This is a genomic window from Azospirillum sp. UFLA03-27 (assembly GCF_059803775.1).
This window is the reverse complement of the sequence record NZ_JAUQTX010000185.1, coordinates 1-14,144: the sequence shown is the minus strand read 5'-3', so window position 1 is coordinate 14,144 and position 14,144 is coordinate 1. Positions and strand designations below refer to the sequence as shown.

Below are 14,144 nucleotides of genomic sequence, written 5' to 3'. Positions count from 1 at the left end.
GCGTATAATCGTCGGCAGCGTCAGATGTGTATAAGAGACAGAATCCATATTTATCAATGGATTGCCGGAAAAAAAAGCGCCAGAATAAAAGACTGTTCGGCAGTGCCTGCCTCCCGCGCCGACGTGGGACTCCAGCTTCCGCCAATCCGGAGGGCGATCAGCCGGGAACGGGAGTGAGCCACTGGCTCGGCTTGGCAGGGAACATCGCAGACCGGGATGGGCGTAGGCGAAGCCTGCCCGTGCGGCGCCCCGGGGTTCCGTTATCTCTCTTTTATTCTGGCGCTTGAAAGTCCGTTAAGCCATTGTTTTGAATGAAAAGCTGTTGAAAAATGCTTCCGAGCGCGGTCGTCTCTCGCCCCGGTGAACGAGCTTCCGGCTCTGCGCCGGTGCCCACCCGCCGTCGAAGCATCAGATGCAGGTGGGGAGGCGCGGGTTGCGGGCTGATGAGATTTTCTCGATCAACCATCTCGGCCCCCACGGCAATCCCCAGGCCAAGAGCCTCCTGCCCGTCATCGCATACATCCGAGAGCGGGAGCTTCTAAGCGCCTGAACTGGCCCGGTCGAACGGTGTCCTACACAAGCCCTGGGTTTTGGGGACACCGCGTTATCGTCTGTGGCTTCCCTATGGGCGCCTTCGTGAAAGCCTGCTGTCCACGGCGCTCCGCCGGATGATGCGGCCCATTGAATTCATGCAACGGTTGTTGGCGATCAGCCATTGCGATTGCATGGGCCGGAGCTGTTTGCTACCGTGCGTACGGTTGTCCCACCAGACCTGCCGCCGGGTTAAAGAGGACGGTTCGTGAGCCGCCGCGATCCCCACGCGGTCGATGCGTAATCGGCGGACATCGACCGAGCGTTAGGATCCGAGATGGCCCTGCTTGCCCTCACGAACGACAACCTCGCCTTTTTCAAGCGCTCCCTGCGGGCGGACCTTCCCGCTGTGGGCTCCTCGCACCTCTCCGAGGCCCTGGCCGCTGCCCTTGGCAGCCGCACGGGCATCACGCTTGCCACCCGCACGCGGGAGAACGGCGCTGAGATGCCACCCCTCGCCACCGTCGATCAGGCCGCCTTCGCCGCGCGGTTGGCCGACCTCGGCCATCGGGTCGCGACGCTCCCGGCGCTTGATGCTCTCGCCCGCTCGCCCAATCTCCCGGACCGGATCTGGGCGGTGTTCAAGGACGGCGACCGCCCGGCCCTCGACGCTTGGCACGGGGAGTGCCAACGGCGAGGCATTCCCTACGTCTACGTGAGGACCGGCCGCCAGCATGCCCGCGTGGACTGGGACTGGATCACCGTGAACCCCGCCTTCGACGGGGTTGCTTGCGACGATGACGAAAGCAAGCTCGTAGACAGGCTCGTCGGGGCCATCCGGGCGAACGCGGCCTCGTCGCCGAAGGCGAAATTCGACGTCACCGCCTTCTCCGGGCACGTGGAGAGGCTTCTGCTCGAGAACGCGCACGCCCAGGCCGACGCGATCTTCGCGCTTCTCTACGACGCCCTGAGGCTGGCCCGGCGGCCGGTCCCCGCATAGGGTAACTCCTCCATCATGGATCGGCTGGGCTGCCTTGGGAAAGGATGCCGGATCGGTGAAACAGTCGGTGGCCTCGTGAGGCGGGTCGGGGGGTGATGGAGACGTGGATCCCGATGGCCCGACGCGCGGACAGCTATGACGCGAACTCTCCATTTGTCGAGCGACCCATGGTGGGTTATGACAAGCCTACGGTCACCTTGCTCGACGATTTCCCGTGATCACGAAGCAGCATACGCAAGAGTGCCTTAGCCGGGCCTTCATCCACGCCGTCGCAGGGCGCGCGGGCGTGAACTTCAACCTGGGCAGCGCGTTCGACTACGGCTTCGACGGGCAGTTCCGGCCGGTGAAGATCCGCAACGGGCGCCGGAACGATTCCGGATTCCCTCTCGATTTCCAGCTGAAGGCAACGACCGACTGGGAACATGACGGCGGGTTCGTCGTCTACGATCTTGAGGCAAAGACCTACAACGACTTGGTCGGGCGTGAACCGGCAGAGATAGGCGCCGTTCTCATCCTCCTCTGCCTGCCCAAGGACGAGGCTGAATGGCTTGTATTCCAGGAGGATCGGCTGGAGCTTCGGCGCTGCTGCTACTGGGAGCGACTGGTGGGAGCGCCTACGGATAACGTGGAAACGAAGCGCATTCGGATCCCGCGAACGAACCTGCTGACCGTGGAGAGTCTGAACGCCATACTGGACCATGAGCGGTTCAGGCGCTTGGGGTTGTGACGATGACCCAGGACACCGAAGGCATCCGGGACATATCCGCAGACGTCTTGAGACGGTACTTGGCCATGCACGGCTGGACTGCGCGGAGCTTCACTGAACGCAAACTTGTCCTCTTCACGCTCCCGGCGGAGGGCGGGGACGACGAGATCGAGATCGTCGTGCCCACGGCGATGGACAGGGAACGTGCGTTGCCGAGCATCAGAGCAGCGCTAGAGACACTGTCTCAGCTTGAGGAGCGCCCGCTCGTCGACCTTGCGATGGACATCCGCTCCATCGCGTTCGACATCATCAGGAGCAGAGTACCCGACGAATATGTCCGCCAGGACACGATCGAGCTCAAGCTCGCCGCGGAGTTCATCGAGAGCATGAGGGCGCTCCTCGGCAGCACCGCCACCACGGAGTTAGCTCCCGGCAAGTATTTCGGCCGGACCCGGAAAGAAGCATCCGATTACGCGAGCCGATGCCGCTTCGGGCACACCTTCCGAGGCAGCTTCGGCTTCGTCGTCGAATCCCCCGTAGGCCTGAACGACGAACCGACGATGGCGGGTGTCCCGCAGGAGGTTCCTTTTGCCAGGCGGGTCGTGCAGAGGCTCGCGCGCGGCCTTGACGCAGTGCAACGGGCTGCAAAGCAGGATGATCCGTCACCCATCACCCAGGAGTATCAGGCAGGTCTCAGCGCGAACATGTGCGATGACTTGGTTGACTTGGTGGAGCGGACCGGGCTCGCTAAGCTCAGGATCGGGATCGATCTCTCCCCGGAATGGCAGGCCCCTGACGGACTACAGGACCGGTCGGAGTTCTCCATTGAAATCCGTCACGTGGACCTACTTCGAGCCGCAGCCAGGACCCTGCGCGCCGACGAGGTTAAGCGCCCCGCCCATGTCGTGGGTCGGATCAGGACTCTGGAGACCGAAGGGAATCCCGCGGACCTCCTTCAGAACAACTCGGACCGTGAGATCATCGTCAACTGGGACAGCCAGGACCACGGCCTAATCAGGGTCCGCATCTACCTGGCTCCAGAGGACTACCTGAGCGCCGTCGAGGCACACAAGGCCGGGAGGTTCATCAGCGTCCGGGGTATCCTGGAGCACCGCGGCCGAACCTGGACGCTCGCGGCGCCCATGGATTTCTCAGTTCTTCCAGGTGAGTGAGCAGCTGTTTAGAGCCGACGAATCCTCTGGTAGCTCTCGATCTTCGGCTCACGTGACATCCGTCCGCAAGCTGTCGTAGCTTCAGCCTGTTCGGGGAATGGAGAAGATATGCCTCGCGGACCACATGCCATTGCCCGATGGACGGTTGCCTGCGCGCTTCCGGCGCTCGTTCTGTTCACCATTCCGGCTACGGCCGATGCCGCGGCAACGGCATGCCCGGCCCACTATGCCGGGGCCGTGGCGCCGGACCTGATCAATCCGAAGCTGGCAGCCAAGACGCGGGAGCTCTGCTACTCAGCGTTCGCCGTTCTGCATTCCGGCGTGACGCGCACCCCGCTTTATGCAGTCGAGCACCTGACCCGGGACAGCGTCGTAGCGGCGAAGAACCTCGAGCGCCCCGAGGCGAGCGCCTTTCACGCCGAGACGGCCCTGCCACGGGACGAGCGGGCGGAACTGGCCGACTACAAGCGCTCCGGATTCGACCGCGGGCACATGGCGCCGAACGGTGACATGCCGACGCCGAAAGCACAGCATGAGAGCTTCTCCCTGGCGAACATGATCCCCCAGGTTGGAGAGAGCAACCGCGGGATCTGGAGTGCCATCGAAGGTGCGACGCGGCATCTTGGGAACACCCGCGGCGAGGTCTATGTCGTGACCGGTCCCGTCTTCCAAGGCTCCAACCTCCAGCGCATCGGCGGCCGGGTCCTGGTGCCCACGCACGTCTTCAAAGCCATCTACGACCCACGCCGCCGTGAGGCTGCCGCCTATCTCGTGCCCAATGCGTCGGGGAACGAGTACCAGCGGATCTCCATTGCTGAGTTGGAGGATGTCACCGGCATTGCGGTCTTCCCCAGTATCTCCGCCGAGGCCAAGGCATCGCCGATGTCGCTGCCTGAGCCCCGCGCGCCGGGGAGAGGACGGAAAAAAGACGAGCCGGGCTTCTCTGAGAGCAACGTCCTGAAGTTTCTGAAGGAGTTGATGCGATGATCAAGCCGTACGCCGATGATACCGGGGCCACACAGATCGGAGACCTCCAGGTCGAGAATGGCTCCGACTGTGTGGCCGTCTACGGATCAATCGACCTCACCCGCGACAAGCAAGGGCTGGAACATGCCCGAAAGCTCAAGTCCCTGCTCGATGCCGTTGTGCAGTCCCTAGAGGCCGAGAAAGACCTGCCGGACCATGTCCCGCCGCCGAAGCCGACGGACACGGTGGACAACCCTTTCAAGTGATGGCGACACCGACCAACTGGTGGAACGCGAGGTCATCAGCCACGGCGGTATCCGAACCGGTCCACTAACGTTTACGGTCCGGCGACGGTCCGGAATCACCTGCCACCGGAGAAAAGCGGCGGCCGACACGGGCATCGGCTGGTTCCTGGATGAGAGTGCAATACGAGCGTCTGCCGACCAGAAGGTATTCAACGAGTTCCACCCCGAGGAACTTTCCCGCCTGCTGGATGTCCGCACAGGATGTCCGGGCCCCCGCCGGGTTCGGCGGGTCATCATCTGGACCGCTGTGGACGATGACCAGCCCGCGGGCCTCCATCTGCAACGCGCGGCCCATGATCTCCCGAACGTAGATCGCGACGTTACCGAATGTCCCCGTTTGATGGATTTCGTCGGCAATCAGGTGGCGGCGGTCGTCGAGGAACAGGAGCCGCAACGCCTGCACCGTGGAGCAGGCGGCCCGAAGACGGCTGTAAGCCACCAAGCTGTCATGGGCGACGAAAACCGGGTGGCGCTCCAGTGAGGGCCGGACCAAGCGGGCTGCGAGTTCGACAACGGCCTGGAACCGGACGACGGCGTGGCCGTCTGAAGCCACACCGCCGGGTAAGTTCCCCACTGAAGCCGCCGCGACCGCCTCCTCCAAGGAACCGTGCGCAGCCAGTAGGCGTAGCGCCAACACATCGCCATCAACTTCTGGGTCTGCCAGTGTGAGCAGGCAGCCCAGCAACGCCTCGTCCGGAATGACCTCCAAGCTACGGTCCACCGTCAAGCCGATCGTGGCCGGATAGGGACGCAAGCCGGGAACCGTTCGTTTCCCGTTTCTCGCTCTTGGGCTGGGTTTGGCTGCGCTGCGCATGTCGATGTTCCCGCTGCTTGGGTCACGCCCCGGCCGGATGGCCCTGGCCCGGCCGGTCGATGACCGCGATGTCGAGCACCCTCTCCACCGCCGATCGCAGGGTCTGCCGTGCCGCACGCCACCGGCGGTGCTGTGCGACCAGAGCCGCGCGGCGGGTGCGCAGCGACGCCCGCACCCGCTCGATCTCCCGAATCGTGGAATCTGGACCTGGACCACCGCCATGCTCCTGGGCGGCGACAACATCTATTGGCTTCAGGTGCGGCGAGCGCTCCCCGTGGAACCATTCGGGATGGGCGTCGCGCGCGGCCGTCGCAAGGTCCACGACACCCTGGACCATCATGCCGCGGATGACGCCGCCGACCTCGTGATGGGCGCGACGGAACGGCATCCCGCGCTCGCGCACCAGCCAGTCGGCCAGCGCGGTGGCATTGGTCTGTCCGGAGATGGCTCGCAGGCGCATCGCCCCCTGGTTCGGTTCGGCTCCGGCCACGATCAGCCGGACCAGGGTCAGCGCGTCGGCCATTCCGGAAGCCGCCGCCCACACCGGTTTGACGCCCTCGGTGCCCACCGCGATGGAGTTCGAGAACGGTGTGGCGTGCATTGCCATCGCTGCCGCCGTCAGCGCCCCCATCGGCGCGGCCGCCATGCCTTTGATGTGCTCCAGCATGTAGACGTTGCGCTTCTGCGGCATCATCGAGCTGGTGCCGACTAGATCGTCGGCCACCGTCAGGAAGCCGAACTCGCCGGTGGTCCACAACTGGAGGTCATGGGCGAGACGGCTGACCGTCACGCCGAGGATACCCAGCGCCGCCAGCAGACGGAGGACAGCATCGCGCGAGGCGACGGCGTCGATGGAATGCGCCCAGGGCGTCGAGAAACCGAGCAGTGCCGCCGTACGCCGGGTGTCGATGGGCAAGCCGGTGCCGCCCACTGCCCCGGCGCCAAGCGGGCAACGGTCCAGGTCGCTCAGCACGGCGTGCAAGGCCTCGGCGTCACGGTCGAGCGCCGCAGCCACCCCGGCGTAGTAGTGGGCGAGCGTCACCGGCTGAGCGGGCTGGTAGTGGGTGTATATCGGGAAGACCGCGTCGGCGCAGTCCTCGGCCCGGCGCAGCAGGGTTGTCTGGAGTCTGGACAGGCCGGTCAGCAGGTCGGCGACCACTTGGCGCAGCCGCATCCGCAAGACGGTGGCCCCAAGATCATTGCGCGAGCGCGCGGTCTGGAGGACGCCACCGATCTCTTCGCCGAGGTCAGCGATGAGGTAGGTCTCATAGAGCAGGTAGACACCGCGCGGCGCCGACCGACCACGCAGGGAGGCGAAGCCCGAGCACTCCATTTCATCGATGCGCCGGAGCAGCGGGGAGACGTGCGCAATCGGCAAGAGACCGGTCTCCGCCATCATCACAAGGTGTGCGCGGTCGACTTGGGTGATCCAGGGCAGGTCTCGGTCTATGGCGTCGTCCGCGACGTCGCCGAACAGGATGGCCTGAGCCTTCGGATGGAGCGTCCCAGCGACCCGGCCGGTGTCGCCGAGGTGGGCCAGGATCTGGGCGTTGCTGATCACCATGAGGGTGACTCCCGGTGAGAAGGGCTTCGGGTGCGTGGTTGGTCAGAGCGTGGCTAGTCGCCGAGTCAGCGGCCGGAGGTTCGGCGGGCCAGCGTGATGCCGACCAGCGCCAGCGCGCCGCCGAGCCACTGGAGGGGGCCGAGAGCCTCGCCGAACAGCATCCAGGCCAGCGCCGCCGCCGCGACCGGCTGGATGAGCAGGCCAATTGACGAGAAGGTGACGGGGAGGTGGGCCAGCGCGTGGGTGATGAGTCCCTGGCCGATGACATGGCAGACGATGCCCAGCGCCAGCACCACGACCCAGCCCCAGGCGGTCGCGGGCAGCAGCGGGCCGCCTTCAAGCCAGGCGGCCACCGCCAGCACCAAGGCAGCGGCGGCGCTCGATCCCGCCATAATCACGCTGGTCGAGTGGTTGGCCCGCAGGCGCTTCACCACCATCAGGTAGATGGCGTAGAAGGCAGCGGTGCTGACTGCGATGGCGTCACCCTGCCATTGCCCCTCCGCAGCACTTCCCACCGACACGAACAGTCCGTCGCCGATTAGCAGTGTCATGCCGGACAGTGAAACCGCCAGGGCGACGATCAGGCCGAGGCCGATCCGCTCGCCGAACAGCAGCCAGCCGATCAGGGCGACGAAGATCGGGGCGCAGTTGTTGAACAGCGTCGCCTTGGCAACCGAGGTCATGGTGATGCTGAGATGCCAGAGTGCCAAGTCGCCCGCCAGCATCAGCCCGGCCACCCCCATCAGCGCCATGTTGGTGGCGGTGACAGGCGTGCGGGCGGTCGTCCGGGGCGCCTTGCGCTCGGCGAGCATGCCGAGCCAGAAGAAGGGCAGCGCGATGACCAGCCGGTAGAAGGCGGTGGCGATCGGTTCCAACTCGCTGACCCGCACCAGGATGGGGGCAAGCGCGATGGCGAGCGCGCCCGCCAGCAGGGAGAGCAGCGCCGGGTTCGCCCCGGTGCGCGACGGTCCGGCGGCCGCGATGGAGGTTGAGGACATGGAAGGGGGCTCCTGCTGCTGTTCCGGTCAGGCGACGGTGGCAAGGGTTCCGGTGCCGTCGGCCGCGACACGGAAGCGGATGGCGCAGCGCGCCAGTTCGGCGGCGGCCACGGCTGCCTCCAGGGTGGGGGCGCTGGTGAGCGCGTGGCCGAGGCGGTCCTGGAAATCACCGCGGCGGGCTATCAGCAGCGGGTATGCACGGTAGAGCCGCAGGTCGCGCAGGAAGGGCGCACCCCGTGCCGCCTCCAGGCCCTCGGTGGCGAACCACAGTCCGTCGTCGGGGGGCGTGAGGAAGCGGATCGCTGCGTGCTCGCGGCGGGTCGGCGTCACCACCGGTGTCCGGCCGACGGCCAGTTCGACGGTCGCCCGGATGAGGTCGATGCCGGTGGCCTGGCGGACGAGCTCCGGGATGAATCCTCCAGCCAGCCGCGGGTTGACCTCCATCAGGTGCGGGCCGTCCTCGCCGAGGCGAAGCTCGACATGCAGCGGCCCCCAGGTGAGGCCGAGCGCCCGCGTCGCAGCGAGCGCGAAGCCCGCGATCCGATCTGCCGCTGTCGAGGCTAGCGGCGCCGGGAAATCGTGGCCCATCTCGACGAAGTGGGGCAGGGCGCCCAGGTGCTTGCGGGTCACGCCGATGACGGCGTCGTGGAAGATCTCCACCGAATACTCGTCGCCCTTGACCGCTTCCTCGACCAGCAGCGCGCCACAGGTCGGGTCGGCGAGCAGCGATCTGGCGTGGGCCGCCACCTCGGCCACCGTGGCGCAGAGCCGGACGCCGACACTGCCCGATCCGGCCACCGGCTTCAGGACAACGGGCAATCCGATGCCGATGGCGGCCTGGACGGCATCGGCGGCGTCGGTGACCTCGGCATGGCGCACGCGGTCGACACCGGCCTCGTCCAGGCGGCGGCGCTGGGTTGCCTTGTTGCGGCAGGCGGCCACTGCGTCGGCATCCGGCCCCGGCAGGCCGAGTTCGGCGGCTAGGCGAGCGGCGGTGGCGATGTAGTATTCCGAACTGGAGGTGATCCCGGCCACCCCCTCGCTGGGCGCCAGCTGCTGCACAAGCGAGCGCAGGACGGTCAGGTCGGCGGTATTGGCCTCGATGCTGCGGACGGCGTCCTCGGCGACATAGGGATAGCGGCTGGGCTGGCGGCTGATCAGCACCGGCTCGAAACCGAGGGCACGGGCGGTTTGGGCGAACAGGCGGCCGGTTCCGGACGTGTTGCTCTCGATGAAGAGCAGGAGGCGCGGCATTATGCGGCCTCCGCGAGGTCGCGCGCGGCCGGGTTGGCCGCCGCCAGCACCTCGTCCAGCATCCGGCGGTCCCAGCGGTAGCTGCTCCAGCTGGGCCGGACGTCGCTGGGATGCGTCACCGGCTGCGGGGCTTCGGGCAGCACGCCGGTCCAGCCCGGCAGCGCTGCGAGCCAGTCGTCATTGTAGATGCTGGCGACGTAGCGGTGGCCCTCGTCGGGGAAAAGCGTCACCACCTTACGGTCGGGATGGGTGCGCGCCCACCAGTCGGCCACCAGGTATGCTGCTCCGCTGGTGGCGCCCTGATAGAGCGCGTGGTGCTGGTGCAGGCGGCGGGTGGCCAGGAACGCCTCGGCGGCGCCGACCCAATGGACCTCGTCGAACTGGCGGTGGTCGACGTTCGGCGGCACCAGGCTGTTGCCGAGGCCGCGCAGCAGCCGCTTGCCGTCGGGCTGGCCGAAGACGACGCTGTTGGGGGTGTCGACGCCGATGACGTGGAGATCGGGGTTGAGATGGCGCAGGAAGCGGGCGATACCCGACATCGAGCCGCCGGACCCGACTGTGCCGACGAGGCAGTCGACATGACCGAGACGTTCGGCGATCTGCTCGGCGACCTCGGCATAGGCGCGCGGGTTGTCGGCGTTACCGTACTGCGAGGGGCAGAAGCTGCCCGGGTTGGCCTCCAGCGCGGCGCGCAGCCGGTCGAGGCGGGCGGTCTGGAAGCCGCCAACCTCATAGGGCTTCTCGACGATCTCCAGCGTGACGCCCAGTTCCAGCAGGCGCTTGTGCAGGTGCTCGTCGATGGCTGGGTCGCTGACCAGGATGAGCTTGTAGCCGCGCACCGCTGCCAGCATGGCGAGCGCCAGCCCGAAAGTCCCCGACGTCGTCTCGCAGATGGTGCCGCCCGGCTTCAGACGACCGTCGGCCGCCGCACGGTCCAGCATGTGACGGGCCGGGAGCAGCTTCATCAGGAAGAAGGCGGCGCCGTGCAGGTTGTCCGTCAGTCGCACCAAACGGGGAAGTTCATAGTCGGGAAAGCCGCGGGCCTCGCGGGACAGGGGCTGGGACATGGTCATCTCAAGCGACATGGCGGACCTCGGCGGCATCGGTGCGGAAATGGAAAGCGGGGGGCAGGCCGAAGGCCTTGAGGCGGGCGGCCGCTTCGGCGATCCGGCGGGCCGTGGCCGGGTTGCGGGGGTCGAAGAGCAGGCCGACGACCGTGCCGCTGTGGGCGACCTGGATGCCGAGCGCCCCGATGGAGGCCGCGATGGCGTTGATCTCCTCGAAGGCGGGCTTGGGCAGGTGGCGCTGGGAGATGCGGGCGCTGGCCGTGGCGACCCGGCCGAGCAGAGTCGCATCGCCGGTGCGGATCGCACGCCGGAGCATGCCGCGCAGCGGCCGGAACGCCTGGATCTCCCACTCGTCGTAGACGGCGGCGGGCTGCTTCAGAGTGTCCACCGGTGAACCGGGGGAGGTGTCGACGCTGAGAACCTCCAGCGTTGGCAGCGCGGGGCCGAGGTGCTCCAGGACGACGCCCTCGCGCTGGGCGAACAGCACGGCGAGATCGCCGTGCATGATGCTGTCGCTGGCCGTCTCGGCCCGAACCGCCAGCCGGGCGACCTCGTCGGCACCGAGGGCCGCGCCGTGGGCGTCGGCGACGGCGCGGATAGCGGCCACCACATCGGCGGTCGAGGACCCCATGCCGAGGCCGACCGGGATGTCGCTCTCGACCGTCAGGTAACCGCCCTGGTCATGCAGGCCCAGGGTATCCAGAGCCAGGCGCGCGGCGTCGGCCGCCTTGCGCTTGTCGTCGGGAACGGTGACCAGCGGGCCAGCGGCCGGTCGGAAGACGGCGGCCGATGAAACGATGTTGCACGGGAGGGTGACCAGGCCGCGGTGCAGGCGCCCCGTCTCGTCGGGAAAGATCCCTTGGAGGATCTCGCCGTGATGGCCGTTGACGCGGCCGAAACCCTGTTCTTTCCGTTGCCGACCCCCAACGCCAAGGCGAACGGGGGCAAGCCGAGAGATTACGTCTCCGGGCATCCTATACCTCTTCACTGAATGTGTCTATTTTTGTTAGACGTCTCTCAGGGAATGCGTGCGGGTTGAACCCGACGTCCTGCAAAATCACTCAGTTGTTTTTGTTTTCGCCGATGGTTTGCTTCGTGCTCATGAGCAAACTGTAGCGCCATTTAGGTGGTATAAAATTTCTAAGTTCGCCGTCTGATTTGTCATGATGGAAAAATTGACGTCACGTTGCGAGGCATTCATAAGTATGAAATCTCGTCAAGCGAGCAGGAACCCCATGCCGGACGTCGAAATAGACAAAATTGATCGGAAGATCATCAACCTGCTCCAGCAGAACAGCCAGATCACCAATCTGGAGTTGGCGGACGCGGTCGCCGTGTCGCCGCCAACCTGCCTGCGCCGGGTTCGACGGCTGCGCGAAGCCGGGATCATCGTTAAGGATGTTTCGATCGTCGATCCTGGCAAGCTCGGCACCCACATCGAGTTGATCGTGAGCGTCGAGCTCAAAGGCGACGACCGAGTGCTGATGGACGCCTTCGAGAAAACCATGCACGCCCATGACTGCGTAATGCAGTGTTATCTGGTGACCGGCATCACTGATTACGTGTTGGTCGTCTGTGTGAAGAACATGGCCGAGTTCGAACGGTTCTCCCGGGCCACTCTTTACGCCAGCCCACTGGTGAAGCGCTTTATTACACTGACGGTTATCAGCCGGGTCAAGTACGAGACCAGGATCCCGATCGACGCCTGACCGGGCGCTGGCCTCACCGATACTTCCACATCCCCACCCGTTCGGTGCGCGCTGCCTGTTCCAGGAGTTCGTAGAACCCCGCGCTCTCGGCCCGGTCGTCCGTCGCCCATCCCGAGGTGATCATCAGGTGGCCGAGATCGGCGCCGTCGACCGAGCATTGGGCGCTGACCGGCTTGTCCGGCCTGCCGCCTTCACGATGCAGATGACCTCATCCTTACCGATCAGGGCCTCGAGCAGGCGGCGGGACACCTTGGCGCATGGCTCCCCCTGGCCATTTCCATGGCACATGGCATCGGCCTCCGGCGCCCGGACGCCCCAGAGATGGATGTCCCGTCCTTCCACTTCGATCCGGTCTCCGGCGATCACGGAGATCTCGGCTGCGAGGGTTGCGTGACCGGCCAAAGGCATCAGCAGGGCGGCAAGAGTAATTCGGTAAAATCCGCGGAGCGCTGCGGATGGCAGTTTCATGTGCTTATTCATGAGGGAACGGCGGTGGCTTGATGCTACCGAACAGCCACGTCTTCGTCATGCAGGAATTTCCCCTTCCCGCCAAGCGCCTGACGAAAGGTCGCTTGCCTGGCGCTGCCAGGGCCTGTTCATTGTCCAGGCGTTCAACTCTGCGAGGTCTGCTGGTGTTCGTCGTGAGCAAGGAGATGGCGGAAGCCGTGCAGCAGGTCTTTCACGAGCAGGGCGAATGGCCCGCCGTGGCGGAACTCCGCCGCCATGTCCACATCGCTGACAACGCCAGCGCCTTGCAGGCAGTCAGGGCCATCGCATCCTGGCGCACCCTTCCCGCCGAGCCACCGGCGCGGCACCATGAGGCGAAGGACGGCCGGGCAGACACGTAAAGCAGCTATCGTGTCAAAGCCCCCTCGGCATGCAAAACGACGGGGGCTGGTTGAGGATTGTGTGAGTATGTTTGTATGTATTCGGCCTAAATGCGCTCTTGGACGCGAATTTTCGCCGTTAGTGCCGAGAATGTGCGCCAACGCCACGCAGTTTCGACCGCTTCGGCACGTTCCATAGGACTCCCAGGCGCTTTATCCGACGTCAAGCGTGCCGGAGTGCCCTATTCGTGGTTCTTCGAGGCGAATTCGTCTGCTGCTTGGGCCTGTCTCTCATCTTTCACTCTCCGTCGCCAGGAACGCCAAGAGTTCTCCGGCAAGCTCCTCCGGCGCCTCCTCGGCCATGTGATGACCGCAGTTCAGACCACGGCCGCGCAGGTTTCGCGCCCATGGCTGCCAGACGGAGAGGACATTGCCATAGAGAGCTTCGAGGTCATCGCGTAGCGACCACAGGGCGAGGGTCGGGCAGGCGAGGGTCCGCCCCGCCTGCCGGTCCGCTTCGTCATGCTCTCGGTCGATGCCGAGGCCAGCGCGGTAGTCCTCCATCATGCCGTGGATCGTGTCCGGGTCGTGGATGGCCGCCCGGTAGTCGACGTAGGCTTCGGCCCCCATCGCGTCAGGCGAGCCGCCGTACCAAGCGTCTGGATCGGCAAGGATCGCCCGCTCCGGCTTGTCTGGCTGGCCGTAGAAGAACCAGTGCCACCAGGCCTGGGCGAAGCGGGCATTGCAACGTCCCAGGGCCTCTGCGATGGGAACGCCGTCCAGCACCGCCAAATGCGTGATCGCCTGGGGATGGTCCATCGCCGTGCGGAAGGCCGTGTAGGAACCCCGGTCATGTCCGACGATGGCGAAGCGGTCGAAGCCGAGGTGACGCATCAGCGCGACGCAGTCACGGGCCTTGGCACGCTTGGATGATCCTTCATGATCCGGCGTATCGGCGGGCTTCGACGACTGGCCGAAGCCACGAAGGTCCGGGCAGACGACGGTGTGATGCGCAGCGAGCAGCGGGGCGACGCGGTGCCATGTGGCATGGGTGCGGGGATGCCCATGGAGAAGGAGCACCGGCGGGCCATTCCCGCCATGGCGCACACGTAACAGGGTGCGGAAAAACGAACATATTTCGGCCTTTTGCCTCTGTTGAGGATAAAAATGCGGGTTTCAGCGGGCGATTTGGTCGGGAAGGAGCGTTTTTCCTCGCTCCGAGGCTCCCGAA

15 protein-coding genes are annotated in these 14,144 nt (G+C 65.8%); 7 read left to right on the top strand and 8 right to left on the bottom strand.

Annotation, left to right across the window (positions count from 1 at the left end; all coding sequences use genetic code 11):
• Positions 1-868 precede the first annotated feature (868 nt).
• The 5 genes from Q4I23_RS23170 to Q4I23_RS23150 all read left to right on the top strand — a co-directional run bounded on the left by Q4I23_RS23170 (position 869) and on the right by Q4I23_RS23150 (position 4,641).
• On the top strand, positions 869-1,531 hold the full coding sequence (locus Q4I23_RS23170) for a hypothetical protein (RefSeq protein WP_376993574.1): 663 nt from the start codon (positions 869-871) through the stop codon (positions 1,529-1,531).
• A 214-nt stretch (positions 1,532-1,745) separates the two neighbouring features.
• Positions 1,746-2,258: a DUF4365 domain-containing protein gene (locus Q4I23_RS23165; RefSeq protein WP_376993573.1), complete on the top strand. Its 513-nt coding sequence runs from the start codon at positions 1,746-1,748 to the stop codon at positions 2,256-2,258.
• A gap of 2 nt (positions 2,259-2,260) precedes the next feature.
• A complete protein-coding gene (locus Q4I23_RS23160) occupies positions 2,261-3,409 on the top strand; it encodes a hypothetical protein (RefSeq protein ID WP_498527777.1) in 1,149 nt (382 codons plus the stop codon).
• Between the two features lie 108 nt (positions 3,410-3,517).
• Positions 3,518-4,396, top strand: a complete 879-nt coding sequence (locus Q4I23_RS23155) for a DNA/RNA non-specific endonuclease (protein WP_498527776.1) — start codon at positions 3,518-3,520, stop codon at positions 4,394-4,396.
• Complete coding sequence (locus Q4I23_RS23150; RefSeq protein WP_149651370.1) at positions 4,393-4,641, top strand: hypothetical protein; 249 nt, start codon at positions 4,393-4,395, stop codon at positions 4,639-4,641. The genes Q4I23_RS23155 and Q4I23_RS23150 overlap by 4 nt, the downstream gene beginning before the upstream one ends.
• Positions 4,642-4,705: 64 nt before the next feature.
• On the opposite strand, the gene Q4I23_RS23145 is transcribed toward Q4I23_RS23150, so the two are convergent.
• The 6 genes from Q4I23_RS23145 to Q4I23_RS23120 all read right to left on the bottom strand — a co-directional run bounded on the left by Q4I23_RS23145 (position 4,706) and on the right by Q4I23_RS23120 (position 11,350).
• Positions 4,706-5,494, bottom strand: a complete 789-nt coding sequence (locus Q4I23_RS23145; RefSeq protein WP_498527775.1) for a JAB domain-containing protein — start codon at positions 5,492-5,494, stop codon at positions 4,706-4,708.
• Positions 5,495-5,516: 22 nt separating this feature from the next.
• Entirely contained in the window at positions 5,517-7,058 is a 1,542-nt protein-coding gene (argH, locus tag Q4I23_RS23140) for an argininosuccinate lyase (RefSeq protein WP_200483949.1), read from the bottom strand.
• Positions 7,059-7,123: 65 nt separating this feature from the next.
• A complete protein-coding gene (locus Q4I23_RS23135) occupies positions 7,124-8,056 on the bottom strand; it encodes a DMT family transporter (RefSeq protein WP_149651367.1) in 933 nt (310 codons plus the stop codon).
• 27 nt (positions 8,057-8,083) lie between these two features.
• Complete coding sequence (locus Q4I23_RS23130; protein ID WP_498527774.1) at positions 8,084-9,310, bottom strand: ATP-grasp domain-containing protein; 1,227 nt, start codon at positions 9,308-9,310, stop codon at positions 8,084-8,086.
• A complete protein-coding gene (locus Q4I23_RS23125; protein WP_498527773.1) occupies positions 9,310-10,395 on the bottom strand; it encodes a cysteine synthase family protein in 1,086 nt (361 codons plus the stop codon). Before Q4I23_RS23125 ends, Q4I23_RS23130 begins: the two co-directional genes overlap by 1 nt.
• Positions 10,385-11,350: a GHMP family kinase ATP-binding protein gene (locus Q4I23_RS23120; protein ID WP_498527772.1), complete on the bottom strand. Its 966-nt coding sequence runs from the start codon at positions 11,348-11,350 to the stop codon at positions 10,385-10,387. Before Q4I23_RS23120 ends, Q4I23_RS23125 begins: the two co-directional genes overlap by 11 nt.
• A 262-nt stretch (positions 11,351-11,612) precedes the next feature.
• On the opposite strand from Q4I23_RS23120, the gene Q4I23_RS23115 reads away from it, so the two are divergent.
• Positions 11,613-12,086: an Lrp/AsnC family transcriptional regulator gene (locus Q4I23_RS23115; protein ID WP_247887859.1), complete on the top strand. Its 474-nt coding sequence runs from the start codon at positions 11,613-11,615 to the stop codon at positions 12,084-12,086.
• 123 nt (positions 12,087-12,209) lie between these two features.
• Here the strand turns inward: Q4I23_RS23115 and Q4I23_RS23110 are convergent, their stop codons facing one another.
• Positions 12,210-12,554: a hypothetical protein gene (locus Q4I23_RS23110; protein WP_498527771.1), complete on the bottom strand. Its 345-nt coding sequence runs from the start codon at positions 12,552-12,554 to the stop codon at positions 12,210-12,212.
• 32 nt (positions 12,555-12,586) lie between these two features.
• Between Q4I23_RS23110 and Q4I23_RS23105 the strand changes: the two genes are divergently transcribed.
• The gene (locus Q4I23_RS23105; protein WP_174449378.1) at positions 12,587-12,934 is read left to right on the top strand and encodes a hypothetical protein; all 348 of its coding nucleotides are present in this window, start codon (positions 12,587-12,589) and stop codon (positions 12,932-12,934) included.
• A gap of 270 nt (positions 12,935-13,204) precedes the next feature.
• Here the strand turns inward: Q4I23_RS23105 and Q4I23_RS23100 are convergent, their stop codons facing one another.
• Positions 13,205-13,993: an alpha/beta fold hydrolase gene (locus Q4I23_RS23100; RefSeq protein ID WP_498527770.1), complete on the bottom strand. Its 789-nt coding sequence runs from the start codon at positions 13,991-13,993 to the stop codon at positions 13,205-13,207.
• Positions 13,994-14,144 lie beyond the last annotated feature (151 nt).

Bases quoted from the DNA above. Each gene is read 5' to 3' on its own strand.
- Q4I23_RS23150 (WP_149651370.1), top strand. From the start codon at position 4,393: ATGATCAAGCCGTACGCCGATGATACCGGGGCCACACAGATCGGAGAC.
- Q4I23_RS23125 (WP_498527773.1), bottom strand. From the start codon at position 10,395: ATGTCGCTTGAGATGACCATGTCCCAGCCCCTGTCCCGCGAGGCCCGC.
- Q4I23_RS23120 (WP_498527772.1), bottom strand. From the start codon at position 11,350: ATGCCCGGAGACGTAATCTCTCGGCTTGCCCCCGTTCGCCTTGGCGTT.
- Q4I23_RS23130 (WP_498527774.1), bottom strand. From the start codon at position 9,310: ATGCCGCGCCTCCTGCTCTTCATCGAGAGCAACACGTCCGGAACCGGC.
- Q4I23_RS23110 (WP_498527771.1), bottom strand. From the start codon at position 12,554: ATGAAACTGCCATCCGCAGCGCTCCGCGGATTTTACCGAATTACTCTT.
- Q4I23_RS23135 (WP_149651367.1), bottom strand. From the start codon at position 8,056: ATGTCCTCAACCTCCATCGCGGCCGCCGGACCGTCGCGCACCGGGGCG.
- Q4I23_RS23170 (WP_376993574.1), top strand. From the start codon at position 869: ATGGCCCTGCTTGCCCTCACGAACGACAACCTCGCCTTTTTCAAGCGC.
- Q4I23_RS23160 (WP_498527777.1), top strand. From the start codon at position 2,261: ATGACCCAGGACACCGAAGGCATCCGGGACATATCCGCAGACGTCTTG.
- Q4I23_RS23115 (WP_247887859.1), top strand. From the start codon at position 11,613: ATGCCGGACGTCGAAATAGACAAAATTGATCGGAAGATCATCAACCTG.
- argH (WP_200483949.1), bottom strand. From the start codon at position 7,058: ATGGTGATCAGCAACGCCCAGATCCTGGCCCACCTCGGCGACACCGGC.
- Q4I23_RS23105 (WP_174449378.1), top strand. From the start codon at position 12,587: ATGCTACCGAACAGCCACGTCTTCGTCATGCAGGAATTTCCCCTTCCC.
- Q4I23_RS23155 (WP_498527776.1), top strand. From the start codon at position 3,518: ATGCCTCGCGGACCACATGCCATTGCCCGATGGACGGTTGCCTGCGCG.
- Q4I23_RS23145 (WP_498527775.1), bottom strand. From the start codon at position 5,494: ATGCGCAGCGCAGCCAAACCCAGCCCAAGAGCGAGAAACGGGAAACGA.